Annotated in this window: 13 protein-coding genes and 1 tRNA gene; 6 read left to right on the forward strand and 8 right to left on the reverse strand. The window is 66.2% G+C overall.

Features of this window, described 5'->3' with window-relative positions; translation table 11 throughout:
• Positions 1-11: 11 nt before the first annotated feature.
• The gene (locus tag AC5Y30_RS09395) at positions 12-356 is read right to left on the reverse strand and encodes a DUF732 domain-containing protein (RefSeq protein ID WP_499917843.1); all 345 of its coding nucleotides are present in this window, start codon (positions 354-356) and stop codon (positions 12-14) included.
• Between the two features lie 187 nt (positions 357-543).
• The gene (locus AC5Y30_RS09400) at positions 544-885 is read right to left on the reverse strand and encodes a DUF732 domain-containing protein (RefSeq protein WP_499917845.1); all 342 of its coding nucleotides are present in this window, start codon (positions 883-885) and stop codon (positions 544-546) included.
• Positions 886-1,237: 352 nt separating this feature from the next.
• On the opposite strand from AC5Y30_RS09400, the gene AC5Y30_RS09405 reads away from it, so the two are divergent.
• Positions 1,238-1,774: a hypothetical protein gene (locus AC5Y30_RS09405; protein ID WP_499918236.1), complete on the forward strand. Its 537-nt coding sequence runs from the start codon at positions 1,238-1,240 to the stop codon at positions 1,772-1,774.
• Positions 1,775-1,944: 170 nt separating this feature from the next.
• Here AC5Y30_RS09405 and AC5Y30_RS09410 read toward each other — a convergent pair whose 3' ends face one another.
• The gene (locus tag AC5Y30_RS09410; protein WP_499917846.1) at positions 1,945-2,763 is read right to left on the reverse strand and encodes a L,D-transpeptidase; all 819 of its coding nucleotides are present in this window, start codon (positions 2,761-2,763) and stop codon (positions 1,945-1,947) included.
• A gap of 301 nt (positions 2,764-3,064) precedes the next feature.
• Here AC5Y30_RS09410 and AC5Y30_RS09415 point away from each other — a divergent pair, with 301 nt between their 5' ends.
• Positions 3,065-5,680: an ATP-binding cassette domain-containing protein gene (locus tag AC5Y30_RS09415; protein WP_499917847.1), complete on the forward strand. Its 2,616-nt coding sequence runs from the start codon at positions 3,065-3,067 to the stop codon at positions 5,678-5,680.
• Positions 5,681-5,692: 12 nt separating this feature from the next.
• Here AC5Y30_RS09415 and AC5Y30_RS09420 read toward each other — a convergent pair whose 3' ends face one another.
• Positions 5,693-8,887 (reverse strand): Kelch repeat-containing protein, encoded by a 3,195-nt coding sequence (locus tag AC5Y30_RS09420; RefSeq protein WP_499917848.1) that lies wholly within the window; start codon positions 8,885-8,887, stop codon positions 5,693-5,695.
• Between the two features lie 141 nt (positions 8,888-9,028).
• Positions 9,029-10,372: a lipase family protein gene (locus tag AC5Y30_RS09425; protein WP_499917849.1), complete on the reverse strand. Its 1,344-nt coding sequence runs from the start codon at positions 10,370-10,372 to the stop codon at positions 9,029-9,031.
• Between the two features lie 174 nt (positions 10,373-10,546).
• Here AC5Y30_RS09425 and AC5Y30_RS09430 point away from each other — a divergent pair, with 174 nt between their 5' ends.
• Both AC5Y30_RS09430 and mtnA read left to right on the forward strand, forming a co-directional pair.
• Positions 10,547-11,206, forward strand: coding sequence for a cutinase family protein (locus tag AC5Y30_RS09430; RefSeq protein ID WP_499917850.1), 660 nt, complete (start codon positions 10,547-10,549; stop codon positions 11,204-11,206).
• 46 nt (positions 11,207-11,252) lie between these two features.
• Positions 11,253-12,233 (forward strand): S-methyl-5-thioribose-1-phosphate isomerase, encoded by a 981-nt coding sequence (gene mtnA / locus AC5Y30_RS09435; protein ID WP_499917851.1) that lies wholly within the window; start codon positions 11,253-11,255, stop codon positions 12,231-12,233.
• 105 nt (positions 12,234-12,338) lie between these two features.
• Here the strand turns inward: mtnA and AC5Y30_RS09440 are convergent, their stop codons facing one another.
• Both AC5Y30_RS09440 and AC5Y30_RS09445 read right to left on the reverse strand, forming a co-directional pair.
• Complete coding sequence (locus tag AC5Y30_RS09440) at positions 12,339-13,130, reverse strand: SDR family NAD(P)-dependent oxidoreductase (RefSeq protein WP_499917852.1); 792 nt, start codon at positions 13,128-13,130, stop codon at positions 12,339-12,341.
• Positions 13,131-13,242: 112 nt separating this feature from the next.
• Positions 13,243-14,172: an alpha/beta hydrolase gene (locus tag AC5Y30_RS09445; protein ID WP_499917853.1), complete on the reverse strand. Its 930-nt coding sequence runs from the start codon at positions 14,170-14,172 to the stop codon at positions 13,243-13,245.
• Between the two features lie 103 nt (positions 14,173-14,275).
• Here AC5Y30_RS09445 and AC5Y30_RS09450 point away from each other — a divergent pair, with 103 nt between their 5' ends.
• Positions 14,276-14,836, forward strand: coding sequence for a TetR/AcrR family transcriptional regulator (locus tag AC5Y30_RS09450; RefSeq protein ID WP_499917854.1), 561 nt, complete (start codon positions 14,276-14,278; stop codon positions 14,834-14,836).
• A gap of 139 nt (positions 14,837-14,975) precedes the next feature.
• Here the strand turns inward: AC5Y30_RS09450 and AC5Y30_RS09455 are convergent.
• Positions 14,976-15,049 (reverse strand) — tRNA-Gly (locus tag AC5Y30_RS09455).
• Positions 15,050-15,221: 172 nt separating this feature from the next.
• Between AC5Y30_RS09455 and AC5Y30_RS09460 the strand changes: the two genes are divergently transcribed.
• Complete coding sequence (locus AC5Y30_RS09460) at positions 15,222-15,857, forward strand: VldE C-terminal domain-containing protein (protein ID WP_499918237.1); 636 nt, start codon at positions 15,222-15,224, stop codon at positions 15,855-15,857.
• Positions 15,858-15,874: the final 17 nt, after the last annotated feature.

Here is a 15,874-nt window from a genome sequence, read left to right on the forward strand (position 1 = left end):
GCTAAAACGCGTCAGGCGTTGGGGCACAAATCACGCAGCGCGAAGATCACCACGTCTGCGGCCTGTCGACCGTTGATCCCACCGGTGCCCTGGTCGGCGTCCGAGCGCTGCAGCGCCAAAGCCTCCAGCTGTTGCGGAGAAGCGCCCCACGAAAGCTGCTGGCAAAGGTCGGCACCCATCTGCAACAGCTCCGGGTCGCCGCCGTTGACGGCGTGGATGCCGGCGTTGTGCAGGTCGTTGATGAACGCGGCCTGGTCGGCGCGCGCCGGGCCGGCGCAGAGGACCCCGGCGAGCACAAGCGGGCCACTCGCCAGCGCCGCACCCACGAACCGGCCAAACTGCCTGCGTGCCGCCATCAACCTTCTCCCTGTGTGCGCCGGATGCCGATGATGCACTTTTACACAAAACCGCGAACACCCGCTGCGCGAACAAGTCGGGGAAGTGAACAGTCGGCCAAGAACGGCTGAGGGTACCCGCGGACCGGCGCGCAATCCAGGCGACCACGCTCATGGGCCGCGAAACTACGGAAGTGTCAGATGAGCCCTAGCCGCTGGGGCAAAGGTCACGCTCGGCGTAGCCGACGATGTCGTTGGCCTGCTGCGGACTGAGCCCGCCGGCTCCTTGCCGTTCGTCGGACCGTTGCAGCGCCAAACCCACGAGCTGGGATTCGGGGGCGCCCCACGACAGTTGCTGGCATACGTTCAGGCCCGCCTGCAGCAGAGCGCCGTCACCGCCGGTAACGGCGTGGACGCCGTCTCTGTGCATGTCATTGAGGAAAGTGGTCGCGTCGGCCTGTGCTGGACCGGCCCAGATAAGGCTGGCGAGAAGCGGGCCGCCGAGCAGAGCCGAACCGATGAACCCGGTGGTGAGACGACGTGGGGACATAGCCTCTTCTCCTCGTTACGTCAACAGTTCTAATCTCGATGTTAACTTCTCCGTAACCTTTAACGCGATAACTGTTCACCAACAGTTTCCTGTGAAGCACCTGCGCAAAATTTAATTCGGTGAGATTCGAAACCCGTCCGGCGACCGCTGGCCTTCGGCGTTTAGTGGCGATCTGCCTTGACTTCTGATTCGTGACGCCGTTGTGACGTCACCATTTGGAAACGGCACGGTGCGGCGTGGCGCGTGTCGCGCGCGTGGTGCTGACAATTGGCGCGGTCGCGAAAGTGACCTCGGTACGGCTAGGCGGGCCTGCTGCACCAGTGCGAAATAGCTGAGCGTGAATAAAGGAGAGTTGACGCTGATGGCGATCGTCGATCGGTTCAACATCAAAGTAGTTGCCGGCGTTGGGTTGTGCGGGGCTGCTATCGCGTTGAGCCCCAATGCGGCGGCCGCCCCGCTGATCACGGGCGGCAACGCGTGCATCGAGGGGCAGGCCGGCGAGGCGCCGGCCGCCGGCGGTCCGGTCGCGGGCGCAGGGCCCGTGGTTGCTGGTGCGCCGGCCGCCGGGGGCATGTGCGCTGCGCCCATGATTGACATGTCCGGCGTGCCGATGGCCGTGCCAGGCCCCGTGCCGGTCGGTGCTCCGGTGCCGATCGTGCCGCCGCTGCCTCTCGCGCCGCCGATTCCGGTAGTGCCGCCGGTGCCGGTCGTGCCGGCCGGCGCGCCGCTGATTGCGCTGGGTGGGCCGGCGGCTGCCGGTGCGCCCCTGGACGCGGCCGCTCCGCTCATCGACATGTCCGGGGTGAAGGATGCGCCAACCGGTCCGGCACCGAGCGGCGGACCGGTGCCCGGCCAGCCGGTTCCCGCCGGCCCCTCGGGCGCGAGCTGACGCCGAGTTTTGAGTGAACGGGACGGGCCCGCTGGTTTGTCACCAGCGGGCCCGTCCCGTTGCGTGGCGCGCAGGCAAGGCAACGTCGCCGCGTCCCAAAAGTCCCAAAAGCCGCGCACGTCACGGTGATTGAAGCGACGCACCGGGCTAACGCCTAAGTGCAGAGCTTCCTAATTGTAAGTCGAGTCCACGACCATCACCGGGTCACCGACGTTGACGTGGTCGTAGTACCACTCGGCGTCTTCGGGACTCAGGCTGATGCAGCCGTGGCTGACGTTCTCGAGTCCCAGTGAGGAGACGGCCCACGGAGCCGAATGCACGAAGAGGCCGCGGTTGGTGATGCGGACGGCGTAGTTCACCGTGAGCAGGTAACCGTTGGGATCGTCGACGGGAATGCCGACGCTGCTCGAATCCATGGTCACCGCAGGATCTTTGGACAACACGGTGTACGTGCCGACCGGCGTCGGGTATTCCGGCCTACCCATCGATGCGGGCATGACGCCTTGCTCGCCGAAGTGCGGCCGGTGGTGCGGCGCCGGCAGTGCGGACGGTGGTCCCGTTTGGACCCCGTCGATGCTCACGGTGAAGGTGTGGTCGGAGATGTTGGCGACCCCGACCACGGCAGGACCCGTTTTGATCTCAGTGGTCACGCCGCCGACTGTCAGCGCAATCGTACTGTGCGCGGGCCAGTATCTGTCCGGAACCCACTGCGCGACATCGTTGTCGAGCCAGTCGAACTTGCCGGTCATGGCGGGCGTTGATTTGATTTCGATGGAGCGCTCGGCCGCCTGCCGATTGGCTACGGGTGCGGTGAATCTCACCAGCACGGGGTGCGCCACGCCGACCACCTCGTCGCGCGCCGGCAGGATCGACGCGATCGCGAACCCACGCGACTGGTTGGACGCCGCCAGGCTCACGTCGGCCGGCGTCACGACAACACTCGCAGCGGCTCCGATCACCGCAAGAACACACCGAACACCCGTCCGCATGGCTCCAATTCCTTTTGAATGACCTTGTTGTAGTAGGGATGATAAATGTGCGCTGAGCTGCGAAAGTACAAGGGCGCGTTGATGTTTGGCCACACCTCGGTCACGTTTTGGCCAAGGGCGTTCAGTTGCGCGGCCGGCGGTGAATTGGGATCGAGTCGTGACCCGCCCGTGGCTCGGCCGCGCGAACTCGGACTTGCCACTCACGACCGCGGCGGCCCGGACAGCAAAGACGATCGGTGAACTGCAGACCAATATGGCGAAACCCTGGCGCCGCGGAGACGGCGGGTCGAATACTGAGTGGATGAGTAGGCCCGCACCGCCCGTGCTGACGGTCCAATCGAACTGGTCACGGCGCAGTTTTGCCGCCGGTCACGATGTCGTCGTGGGAAGTGACCTGCGCGCCGACATGCGCGTCGCGCACCCGCAGATCGCCCGCGCGCACCTGTTGTTGCGTTTCGATCGCGGCAAATGGATGGCGATCGACAACGGATCCCCGACGGGAATGTTCGTCAATGGCGGCCGGGTCGCCGTCGTCGACATCCGCGACGGCCAGAGCATCAACGTGGGAAGTCCCGACGGGCCGCGGTTGAGCTTCGTGATCGAAAGCCACGACAGGACGGTGGGCCAGCTGCCGCCGACGGTCGAAGGTATGCAGGCCCTCAGGCGCCCCGGCGCCCCGAAACCGGCGCACCCCGAGTACCCGCAGCAACCCGGCGGCTCTTCGCCCCGCATCGCGCGACCGCAACCCGCCCCGCTCCGTTACGCCCGGGGCGGCCCGCCGCCGCCGGCACCGCAGCAGGCCGGCGGCCCGCGCCGCGCTGTCGGCTATCCGGGCCAATCGTCTCCGCCCCGCGTGCCCCAGCCGCCGACCGAACGGCCCGCTCAGCCGGCGGCAAAAGGCCAACTGACCGAGATCGGAGCGGAGGCACTCGAAGCCGCGCAGTTCGATAGCACCAACCTGCGGCGGGCCGTGCAGCGGTCGCGGTCGACGCTCGCTGCGCCACCCACGGGCGCCGCCGTGATCGGTCGCGCCGAAGACAGCGACGTCGTCATCTCGGATGTCCTGGCGTCGCGCCATCACGCCTACTTGGTCTCCAGCGCGACCGGCACGGAGATCCACGACGCGCACAGCATCAACGGCACCTTCGTCAACGGCACCCGAATCTTGTCGGCGCCGCTGACGGAGGGCGACGTGGTCACCATCGGCAACGTCGACCTGGTGTTCAACGGCGAGATCTTGCTCCGCCGCGCCGAAGCGGCCACCCGCACCGGCGGGCTGGAGGTGCGCGAGGTCGACTTCGACGTCGACGGCAAACGGTTGATCCAGAAGGTATCCATGACGGCCAGGCCCGGCACGCTGACCGCCCTCATCGGTGGGTCCGGTGCCGGCAAAAGCACGTTGTCCCGGCTGATCGCCGGGGCCACCTGTCCCACCTCCGGCTCAATCACCTTCGAGGGCCACGACATTCACGCCAGCTTCGCGTCCTTGCGCAGCCGGATCGGGATGGTGCCCCAAGACGACGTCGTGCACCGCCAGCTGACCGTGACACAGGCGCTGAGTTATGCGGCCGAGTTGCGGCTGCCGCCCGACACCAGCAAGCAGGACCGCGCACAGGTGGTCGCGCAGGTCATCGAGGAACTCGGGTTGACCAAGCACGCCGATACCCGGGTGGACAAGCTGTCCGGCGGACAGCGCAAGCGTGCCTCGGTGGCACTCGAGCTGCTCACCGGGCCGTCCCTACTGATCCTGGACGAACCGACGTCCGGCCTGGATCCGGCGCTGGACCTTCAGGTCATGACCATGTTGCGGCAGCTGGCCGACGCCGGTCGGGTGGTGTTGGTGGTGACGCACTCGCTGAGCTACCTCGATCTCTGCGATCAGGTGCTGCTGATGGCGCCCGGCGGCAAGACGGCGTATTGCGGCCCGCCCGACGAAATCGAAGCGACCATGGGAACCACCAACTGGGCCAAGATCTTTGGCATGGTCGGCGCGGACCCCGACGAAGCCAACCGCCGTTTTCTGGCCCAACTCAAACCACCCCCGGCCGCAGCCGAGGCGGACAAGCCCGCGGACCTGGGCGCCCCGGCCCGCTCCAGCACCCGCCGCCAGTTCGCGACGATCGCCCGCCGCCAAATTCGGTTGATTGTCGCCGACCGCGCCTACTTCATCTTCCTGGCGCTGTTGCCGTTTGTGATGGGCGCGCTGGCGCTCACCGTTCCGGGCTCGACGGGTTTCCGCGTCGCCGATCCAAACGGTGACGGCTCCGATGAGCCGGGCTCTGTACTGATGTTGCTCACCATGGCCGCCGTCTTCATGGGCACCGCGCTGACGATCCGCGACCTCATCGGCGAGCGCCCGATCTTCCGTCGGGAACAGGCGGTCGGCCTGTCCACCAAGGCGTACCTGCTCGCGAAGATGGCCGTGTTCTCCGTGTTCGCCGTCGTCCAGTCGGCGATCGCGACGACCATCACGATTCTGGGCAAGGGAGCACCGACGCGGCCGGCGCTGCTCCTCGGCAGCGCCACCCTCGAGCTGTACGTCGCGACCGCCGCGATGTGCGTCACCGCGGCGATGATCGGGTTGGTGCTGTCCTCCCTCGCCCGCTCCAACGAGCAGATCATGCCGCTGCTGGTGGTTTCGCTGATGCTGCAGTTGGTGCTGTGCGGCGGGATGATCCCGGTCACCGACCGGCTCGGTCTCGACCAGATGTCGTGGGCGGTGCCCTCGCGCTGGGGTTTCGCGGCGCAGGCCTCGACCGTCGACTTGTGGACGATCGAGCCCGGACCGCTCGCACCGAAAGACAGCCACTTCAAACACACTGCGCAGGCCTGGCTGTTCGACGTGGGCATGCTGGGGGTGCTGACGGTCGTGTACGCGAGTTTCGTGGGTTGGCGCAGCCGGCTCAAGCGCCATTGACCCACGTATCCGCTAGATGAAGTCCAACGCCTCGACCGTGGCCACCGGGCCTTCATGGGTGGGCCGGTTCGCCCCACCGATGCAGTAGACGGTGTTGCCCACCGTGGCGACCGCCTCGGCGTGGCGCGGAGTTGGCATGGGCGGCAACGTGTTCCACGTTCCATTGGCGATGTCGTACATCTCGGCCACGCCCACCACCTGCGTCGGTTGCTCACCGCCGACCGCCAGGATTCGGCCGTCGATCAAGGTGGCGCCGTAGCTGCCGCGAGGGGTCGGCATGTCGACCAGCTTGGTCCACGTCCCGGCCTGCGGGTCGAATCGTTCGAACGCCGCGGAGTTCTTGTCGGACGACAGGAACCTCCCGCCGACCGCGTACACGTAGGTTCCGTCAGACACCGCGGCCAGATGTTCACGCGGGGTGGGCATGTTGGCCGCGTCGTGCCACGAGCTGCCGTCGAAGACCTCGGTTTGGCCGACCAGCTGTTTGGCGTTCTGCCCGCCGACGACTACGAGTTTGTCGCCGACCGCAGCGGCGGCCAGCGCTGCGCGAGGGTGAGCGAGGCTGGGCAACTCCACCCACTTGCCGGCGCGCAGCGCGAACACCTTGGCGGACGCCTGCGTGAGGTCGCCGCTGGCGCCCCCGAGCACCACCACCTCGCCGCGATAGGTTGCCGCCGCGGCGTGATGCAGCGGGACGGGCAATGCGGGTTGCGGCTGCCAGATGCCGGTGCGGGGGTCGTAGCTTTCGACCGTTTGCAGCGCGACCCCGTCGCGCAAGCCGCCCACGATCCAGATCTTGTCGTCGAGCACCGTCCACGCCGTCATCAATCTCGCCGTCGGTGCGTCGGGCAGGGAACGCCACTGCGCGGCCGGCTGCATTCGACGCGGCGGTAGTTGCAGCGCCTCCGCGGACGAGGTCGCTTGGCCGTCGCCGACATCGCTCGACCCGCCGATCGAGTACACGGCTTGCCCAACCGCGGCGACCGACATGCCGTGCCGCGCCGTCGCCATGTCCGGCAGGCCCGCCCACGTGTTGGTCGTCAGATCGAGCACCGACACGCTCTTGAGGACCTGCCCCGCCGACTGCCCCCCGACGGCGACCAGGCGCCGGTCGGCTATTGCCACGCCCAGGTCTCCGCGCGGTTGGGGAAGGTCCGGCAACCGCGTCCAGGTTTTCGCGGCAGGGTCATACGCCTCGACCGTCGCCAGCTCGGCGGTCCCGTTGGTGCCGCCGACCGCGTACACCACCTTCCCGTCCGACGCCGCGGACAGCATCTGGCGGGGGGTCGGTATGGGGGCGCCGAGGGTCCAGGAATTGCCGTCGAAGATCTCGACGGTGTTCAGCAGCGCGCCATTCGAGTCGACCCCGCCGCTGACGATGATGCGGTCGCCCACCACCGCCGCCGCCGCTGCCGCCCGGGGCTGCAGCATATGGGGGAGTTCAACCCAATGGCTGTTGACCACCCGCCAAACCTGGTCGCTGGCAACCTTTTGCGCGCCCGCGGCGCGCCAGCCCCCGAGGACGATCGGATTGCCCTGCCACGTCACCGCCATCGCGTGTTGTACCGGAACAGGTAGATCGTCACCGCTTTTCCAGCTGTCGATGACCGGGTCGTAGCCCTCGTGGTTCGGGACGAGCGCACGGTTGCTGCCCATTCCGCCGAATATCCAGATGGTGCCGTCGGCTTGCGTGGTCGCCGCCGCTTGGCGAGCGATGCGGGCATTGGTGATCGGCTGCCATTTCACCGGTTGGCCGCCCGGTTGGTTCGCGGTGGTGCTGTGCTGCTTGTTGCCTTGCGAAAGCAGTACGTAGACACCGATGCCCAGCACCAGCACCGCCACCAGGATTCCCACGGCGATCAGTGGCGCCGTTACGCGGTTGCGCTTCTTTTTCGACGAGCCCATCCATGCCACCGCTCCGGCGGCCAGCCCGCGGCGCCCGACCGCGGGTGGGTCCGCCGGCGGGGCGATCGCCTCGGTCATGCTGGTGGCTTCGGCAATCGCTTGGGTCGGCTCAGATGTGTTCGGCGGGGCCGAATTTGGTCTGCGGGCGTCTACAAAGGGGCTGCGAGGACCGGAGGGTTGCGGACCGGTGGGCTGTGACGGCGACGCCGTATTCCCACGGCCTTTCAGCGGATTGATCAGCGAGGTGGCGTTTTCCGCGTCGGCACTGCGCGGGCCCGGCTTGGCGATTCTTGGCGGCCTTTGGGTCGACGCGCCCGCTTTACCGCCACGCCCGGCCGGCGATAGGGTCCGCGTCTCCGACAGGCCCGCCGAGGTGCCCACCGTGCGTCCCGAACCGGCGGAGGCAGTGATGGCCATCGCATCGGGCTTGAGGCCGTTGCGGCGCTGCGTCTCCTGCAACCCGCGACCGAAATCCGCTGCTGATGGCGGGCGTTCATCCGGGTCGGGCGACATCGCCATCTCGATCGCCGAGCACACCGCGTCCGGGATTCCGTTATGACGCAAGTCCGGGATCCGCGTGTTGTTGATCCGCGTGTAGTGGGCGAGCAGGTCTTCGTTTCCGCGGCGCTCGTAGGCGGCGTTACCGGCGATCAGCGCATAGATCGTGGCGCCGAGCGAGTAAACGTCGCTGCCAACCGTCGCGGGCTCGCCCGTCATTATCTCGGGCGCCAGGTAATCGATTGTGCCGGAGAACAATCCGGCCGCCGTCTCGTATCCGCCGGGGACGTGGGCGGTCCCGAAATCGGTCAATTGCGGTTCGCCGTAGTCGTTGACGAGTACGTTCGCCGGCTTGATATCGCGGTGCAGGGTGCCGCTCAGGTGTGCGGTTTCCAGCGCCCCGCACAACTTCACACCGATCCGCACGGCTTCGGGCCAGGCGATGGGTCCCTCTCGCTGCACCCGTAAGCCCAGCGAACCCGCGGGGCAGTACGACATGACGATGTAGGGACGGCCCTCGGGGGTGACGCCGACCCGCAGGATGTTGACGATGTTCGGATGCCCGGAGAGCCCACCCATCGCGTAACCCTCACGGAGAAATCGTTCGCGGCCCGCGTCATCGCTGAATGGCGGCAGCACCTTGATCGCAACGTTGCGCCCCAGCGCGGTCTCGCGACAGCAATACACCACTCCGGCGGCGCCTCGAGCGACCTGGCGCGCGTTGTCGAATCCGGCAGCGGCTAACTCCGCCACGACCTCGCGCCGTCCCGACGCCGGGGCGCGAGTCTTGGGTCTTTCAGCCATTACCTGGCCTCAACTTCCCAGGGATTTACGAATCGGGTCAAGCGTAGCGAACATCCGCGCGTCGTCCGGGCGGTTCAGGCGACGATCTTGAGAGGCGAGCGGCGCTACGATTTCTCCGTTGGCGTCGCCCCTGGTGAGTAGTTAGCGGGCATCCGTCGTCGACAGCGGCTGACGTTCGACGGAACGCCCGAGGACGACCTTCGCCGTGATCACACCCAACTTGGCCATGCCCAAGTACGTCGACGGGTTGAACAGCGTCGGCCACACCGTGCGGGTTTTGTGTTCGTCGACGGGCCGATCGGCGAATCGGTCGCGCAGCCACCTCAGCGTCATGGGCGCCGACAGTGGATGCAACAGCAGATGCCCACAGAACCGGTCGCGGTGATAGGTGACCGCCGCGCCGAGGCCTTCGTATTCGTCCACCAGCGCATCGATGTCGTCGACGCTGATGATTCCGTCGTGCACTGCCTGCACGACCAGCACCGCGGGTTTGGGCCTGGACTTGCCGAGCTTGGTCGCATCGAAGATGTGGCGCACGTCGGGTAGGTCCCACAGCTCGTCGGCCGTCATGTCGACGTAGGACCCGATGTCGACGTTGCGGAAGCGCCACACAGCCTGGGCCGTCGACATCGTCTGCAACTCGTCGAGCAACGCCTTGCCCTCGTCGGTCGCGTGCTCATCGACGACCCTCTGCGCGCCGGGGAAGACTTGCGTCAACGCGGAGATCATCAGCGCTGCGAGGCCGGCGAAGAAGCTGCCATTGAGGCGGCGCGCCACACTGCCCGGGTCGCCGACGGGCGAACCGAGAACGGCGCCAACGATATTGAGCTCCGGTGCATACCGCTCACAGAGTTCGGCCGCCCACGCCGACGCCAGCCCTCCTCCCGAATATCCCCACAGACCCACCGCTGCAGACGGTGACAATTCCAAGCGCTCACACCGCATCGCGGCCCGCAGCCCGTCCAGAATCCGGTAGCCGGGCTCGACCGGAGCGCCCCACATGCCGTGGCAACCTTCGTGATCGGGTACGCAAACCACCCAGCCCTCGGCCAGCGCGGCCGTCACCAACAAGTACTCGGCTTGGACGAACGCACCGATCGGTCCCGCGCCGCGGCGCATCGCAAATGAAGGGAAGCAGCGCGACGCAACAGCGTCGATGGCGCATTGGTAGGAGAGGACCCGATCAGCGACGTCCGACTCGCGCCGCGACGGGACAAGCACCGTCGTCACCGCGACTTCCGGTTCTTCGTGCAGATTCGTGGTGCGGTAAAGCAACTGAGTGGCCTTCACCGGCTGACTGATGAGACCCAGAAATCCGATCTGCACGTCGCGCGAGCGCAACACCGTCCCCGGTTCCGTGTGCTCGTAGCCCTGTGGCGCTCGGTAGAACGGATCATCGTCGGGTGAGATCGGACGTTCACCGCGTCGAAGCTCATCGTGTGGCGGGCTTGCGACTTTCACCGGCGTGGCGGAATGGCTATCCATTGATGTGGCGACCCCCTGGGCATATCGCAGGCGGGGCGCGCTCGCGCCGCCCGCGGTTTTGCATTACCCGCGATGCCCGTGTTCAACCCTGTTTGCGGTCGATCAATTTGTTGGGCTACCACACTTTAGACCGGATTGGTCAACGCATCGTCGGTGAATCCGTAATATCGCGTCATGAGGCTTGTCGCGAGAACACCGGGCGAGCATCGTGTCTTCAACTTGGCGGCCGCCGGCCTGCTCGCCGCGGCTTTGGTGATCACCCTGGCAGCCATGCATTTTCCGTTATCGGCGCTGATTCCGGCGGCATCGGCGGCGTGCCCCGATGCCGAAGTGGTTTTCGCTCGCGGCCGAGAGGAACCACCCGGCGCCGGCGCAGTCGGCGACGCATTCGTCAATTCACTGCGTGGCAAGACGCGTATGTCGGTCGGCGTTTATGGAGTTAACTATCCCGCCAACATAACGACCGTCAGTGGCGCCAACGATATGAGCGCCCACGTGCAATTCATGGCCGCAAGTTGCCCGAACACCCGGATAGTGCTCGGCGGCTATTCGTTGGGGGCCGAGGTGGCTGATCTCGTGACCGGGGGCCGCGCGGCATTCGGGTTCACCAACCCACTGCCGCCAGGCGTGGATCAGCACATCGCGGCGGTCGCGTTGTTCGGTAACGGCACTCGGCGACTCGCCCCTGCCTTCGCCGGTAAGACGATCGACCAGTGCGCGGCCGGCGATCCCATCTGCGGGAGAGGAACGAATTGGCCGTCGCATCTGCAGCCCTCATACATCGACTCCGGATTGGTGGATCAGGCGGCTAGCTTCGTCGCCGGCAAGTTATAGGTGAAGCGTGCGGTGGGCTGCGCCAGCCGCGGGCTAGATTCGGCTCGTGCGCAGGACCATTGACTGGGACGGCGACGCCGTCACGATCATCGACCAGACCGCCTTGCCGACGGAATACCGCGTTGTCAGTCTGCGCACCGTCGACGAGCTGATCGACGCGATCCGCCGCCTGGCGGTGCGCGGCGCCCCGGCACTCGGCGCGGCGGGGGCGCTCGGCGTCGTGCTGGCGGCCCGCGAAGGAGGCGACATCCGGGCTGCGGCCGAGCGAGTTGCGAAGGCGCGACCGACCGCCGTCAACCTCAGCTGGGGGGCCGCGCGTGCGCTCGAGAAACTCGACGACGGCGCCGAAGCCGTGCTCGCCGAAGCGCTGAAAATCCTCGACGAGGACGAACGTCTCAACCGTGCGGCATCCGCCCACGCCGCCGAGATCGTGCTCGCACTATGTGATCGCCGCCCGCTGCGGCTGCTAAGCCATTGCAACGCAGGCCATCTCGCCACCGTGGCCTGGGGCAGTGCGCTCGGTGTCGTGTGGCATCTGCATGAGCGCGGACTGGTGGAGTCGGTGCTGGTCGACGAGACACGTCCGTTGCTGCAGGGCGCCCGGCTGACGGCGTGGGAGCTGGCGCAGGCGGGCGTGCCCTACCGGGTGCAGCCGGACGGCGCCGCCGCGGCGGCGATGGCACGCGGCCTGGTCGACTGCGTGCTCGTCGGCGCCGACCGGATCGCCGTCAACGGCGACGTCGCCAACAAGATCGGCACCTACGGCTTGGCCATCGCGGCCCATCATCACCACGTGCCGCTCGTCGTGGTCGCGCCTTCGTCCACGGTCGACGGATCGCTTGCCACTGGCGCCGAGATCGCCATCGAGGAACGCGCGCCCGACGAACTCAGGACGTTCAGCGGCACCACGATCACCCCGCCCGACGCGGACGTTTTCAATCCTGCCTTCGACGTGACCCCGGCCGGGCTCATCACCGCCGTCGTAACCGAGCACGGCCCCTACCGGCCCCAGGATGGCCAGCGTTAAGGGTGTGCTGCACGCGCCAACGCCCGCGGATCTTTTCATGCCGTCCACCCAGGAGGGCGTGCTTTGAAGGTCCTTCGCTCCTCTCCAGAGGCTTCATGATGTTGTCTATTTGAAGGGATTGAAGGTGCGGCCGAGGAAGTACTGAGTGCGCTGTCGGACCGGGCGTATGGCCGCGGCGGTGAGTTTGTTCACGATGCCCGGTATGCAGACGGGCTTGCCGTTGGTCACGGCGGCCCATCCCTCGCGGACAACGGGATCAGGCTGTTGCCACAAGAAGCCCGGCAGGCGGTCGGCGGCATCGCGGGTGCCCATCACGTCGTGGAACTCGCTGTGGGTGAAGCCGGGGCAGAGCGCAGTCACATGGATGCCATGGGGTTTGAGTTCCATGTCGAGGGATTGCGACATGTTCAGCACGTAGGACTTGATGCCGGTGTACAGCAGCCCTTCTCCCGGTGGGGACATCGCGGCCAGTGAGGACAGGTTGACGATGCGTCCCCACCCTCGTTGTTTCATGCCAGGGATGGCTCGGTGGATCAATTCGGTTAGTGCGGTGACCATCAGTTGAAGTTCTCCGGCGACCGAGTCCCAGGAGGTGTCGGAGAATTTTGTGCTGGCCGAAAGTCCTGCGTTATTGATAAGCACGTCGATGGGCAGGCCCAATTCCGTTGCGCGGGTGGTGATCGCAGCGGGTGCAGAGGGGTCGGTGAGGTCGGCGGCGAACACTTCGGCGCGCACGCCGTTTTGTTGGTGTAGTTGCGTGGCGAGTTCTTCGAGGCGCTCGGCGCGTCGGGCGACGAGCAGCACGTCGTAGCCCTCGGTCGCGAGGTGGCGAGCGAAGGCCGCTCCAATGCCGGCAGATGCCCCCGTGATCAGGGCGGCACGTCGGGCCGTGTTCATGGATGGGTGTTCCTTACTAATAGGCGTCGGCCGCCATGGCCGAATCGGGGGTGCGCCTCTGGTGCGCGGCGGGTGTCGAGTCTCTGCGGGTGGAAGGCCGCTTGGCGTTGCGTCACGTCAGTGGGACGTGGCGATTGAGGAAGTCGATCTGGTCCGTCACGATCCCGTCGAAGTGCGGATCCAGGTATGGCTCGAAGTGCGTGCAGTCATAGGAGCGGACTTCGCCGTGGGGGATGCGGGCCACGATCTTCTTGGCTTTGGCGTAGGGAGTGACGTCGTCACGTTCGGCGAGCTGCACCAGTGTCGGTGCGGTGATGTCTGCGACCTTGCGTCCCGGTGAGTACAACGGCACGCGCAGGGCGATGCGCGCGGCGACGTCGTTTTCGGCGAGGAGCTGCTCGCGCTTGTGCTCGGCCGCTTCGCCCCCGGCCATCTCCTCCACGAGCTCATAGGCGCCGGGTGAGGTCATCATCGCGACCTCGCCGGGCCTGCCGACGGACTTCACCCGGTGCGGTGCCCGCCCGAGCCATGCGCCGACCTGATCACGCAGAGCTGCGGCTATCAGGCGTGCGACCAAAGTGGGGGATTGGGAGAACGCGGATGCGGGTCCGGTGACGTGGGGCACCTGGACGATGGCGGCTGCGAGATCGTGGTCGTGGGCGGCCAAGTTGAGAACGTGGCCACCGCCGAAGGACGAACCCCATCCCACCACCCGGGTGGTGTCGACGTTGTCCAGGCTGCGGGCGTAGGCGATGGCGGCCCGCCAGTCAGCGTGCTGTTTGGCGATGTCAAGGATGCGGCGGGGCTGTCCTTGGCTGGCGCCCCAGTGCCGGTAGTCGAACACCAGTGCGGCGTAACCTGCCTGGGCGAATCGTGCGGCGTAGGCGTCCAGGCGCAGTTCGCGGAAGGCGGCAAACCCGTGGGCCAGTACGACGATGGGCGGGTTCTTGACGCCTTCGGGACGGTAGAGCCACGCGGCGCAAGCTGTCTCCTCGGACAAAAAGGTCACGTCGTGTCGGACGTAGCTAAGTGGCTGGTTCATCGTCGCGGGTCTCCATCGGGTATCTTGAATGACGTTCAACAAAAGGTACCAAGCTCTTGAATGTCGTTCAACATAGTGTGATCTAGTCGATGCAGAGGGAGCCATGGCACGGAACAAGCGTCCACAGGCCGCCGAAGAGAAGCGGGCAGAAATCGTCGCGGCAGCACGACGGCTGTTCATCGATACTGGCTACGACGCCACCCCGATGAGTCGCCTCGCGAAGGAGGCCGGGGTGGCACCAAACACCATCTACTGGTATTTCGGGGATAAGGACGACGTTCTCATCGCTGTGCTCGACTCCGTCATGGCCGACGTCTGGCCGCAGTACCAACAGGTTGCGACCGAACCGATCCCCGCTCGAGTGCTGTGGGTGGTTCGTCAGTTACAACAGATGAGCCGCCTGGTGACGACGGTGCACGCCCGCGTCGAACATTCGGCCGCCATCGCCGAGTGGCATCACAACTTCCATCTGATCACCGGCGGCATGTTCCGTTACGAATTGGAGACCGCGGGAGTGTCGACTTCGACCGTGGAGGCCGAAGTGATGATCGGCATCTTCACCGTCGAAGGACTCCTCATGCACGACCTGAATGAGGTTGAGCAACGCACCATTTGCGACACCCTGGCTTCACGCTGGACTGTGACCCAGCCGCACCCGTCCTGAGCAGGCAAGTCTCCCTCAACGCTTCCCCCTCGACGCGCACCGGATAACTGCTCCGGGAAGCAGTTCGATTGGCAAGGGACTGTTACGGGACCGACCGTCGACCGAGGCGGAGTGAGCGGACGAAATACCTGCTCATATGTGGAGCCGATGACGGGAATCGAACCCGCGTATTCAGCTTGGGAAGCTGATGTTCTGCCATTGAACTACATCGGCACTTCTCGCCAAGGAAGGCTAGCACCCGACGGCAGCCGTCGAGGTCAGGACGGCTCATCGACGGGTATCGCCGCGCCCGTTGTGCGCCATCGCGCCCAAACCCGAGTTATTCCTTTCACAAATTCACATGCTCATATTTATTATTCCGTTATCGCACCGTAATGTGCTGCGGGTGGGTCGACACCGATTAGCCAGGAAGCGGCGTAAACCGTCAGTGGCCCTGGCAGCAGTCGTCGCCCCTGCGGCGGTGTTCTTCGCGGTGTCGGCGGACGTCCACCCATTTGCACCCCGTACCGAGGCTAAGCCCGTTATCAGCGACGTCGCCCCCTGCTGCGTACAAATCGTCACCGCGGCATCGAATCGGCTTATTAAAGAAGCCGCTGACGGCGAGCCGACGGCGGCGTCGCGCTACCACACCCGGGCCCGCTTCCTAACCGCCGATGTCGCCCCGGAACGGGGGCTGCAGATCCGGACGATCTTGACCGCGCGCAACATCACCGCGGAATTTCCGCAGATCCACGAGATGGGGGGAGTGCGCCCGGATCCGTTGCCGTGGCACCCCCTAGGCCTGGCGATCGATGTGATGATTCCGAACCCGCAATCGGCCGACGGTATCGCGCTGGGCAATGCGATCGTCGCCTACGTGCTACAGAACGCCAACCGGTTCGGCATCCAGGATGCGATCTGGCGAGGCGTCTACTACACGCCGAACGGAGCGCAGGCGAGCCGGCTCGGCCACTACGACCACGTACACGTCACGACGACCGGCGGCGGATATCCCACCGGCAGCGAGGTCTATCTCCGCTGAGCTCGATCGGGGAGAAG

It is taken from the genome of Mycobacterium sp. NGS27 (assembly GCF_059813005.1).

Coding starts and splice junctions, on each gene's coding strand:
- AC5Y30_RS09395 (WP_499917843.1), bottom strand. CDS start 356: ATGGCGGCACGCAGGCAGTTTGGCCGGTTCGTGGGTGCGGCGCTGGCG.
- AC5Y30_RS09400 (WP_499917845.1), bottom strand. CDS start 885: ATGTCCCCACGTCGTCTCACCACCGGGTTCATCGGTTCGGCTCTGCTC.
- AC5Y30_RS09410 (WP_499917846.1), bottom strand. CDS start 2,763: ATGCGGACGGGTGTTCGGTGTGTTCTTGCGGTGATCGGAGCCGCTGCG.
- AC5Y30_RS09415 (WP_499917847.1), top strand. CDS start 3,065: ATGAGTAGGCCCGCACCGCCCGTGCTGACGGTCCAATCGAACTGGTCA.
- AC5Y30_RS09420 (WP_499917848.1), bottom strand. CDS start 8,887: ATGGCTGAAAGACCCAAGACTCGCGCCCCGGCGTCGGGACGGCGCGAG.
- AC5Y30_RS09425 (WP_499917849.1), bottom strand. CDS start 10,372: ATGGATAGCCATTCCGCCACGCCGGTGAAAGTCGCAAGCCCGCCACAC.
- AC5Y30_RS09430 (WP_499917850.1), top strand. CDS start 10,547: ATGAGGCTTGTCGCGAGAACACCGGGCGAGCATCGTGTCTTCAACTTG.
- AC5Y30_RS09440 (WP_499917852.1), bottom strand. CDS start 13,130: ATGAACACGGCCCGACGTGCCGCCCTGATCACGGGGGCATCTGCCGGC.
- AC5Y30_RS09445 (WP_499917853.1), bottom strand. CDS start 14,172: ATGAACCAGCCACTTAGCTACGTCCGACACGACGTGACCTTTTTGTCC.
- AC5Y30_RS09450 (WP_499917854.1), top strand. CDS start 14,276: ATGGCACGGAACAAGCGTCCACAGGCCGCCGAAGAGAAGCGGGCAGAA.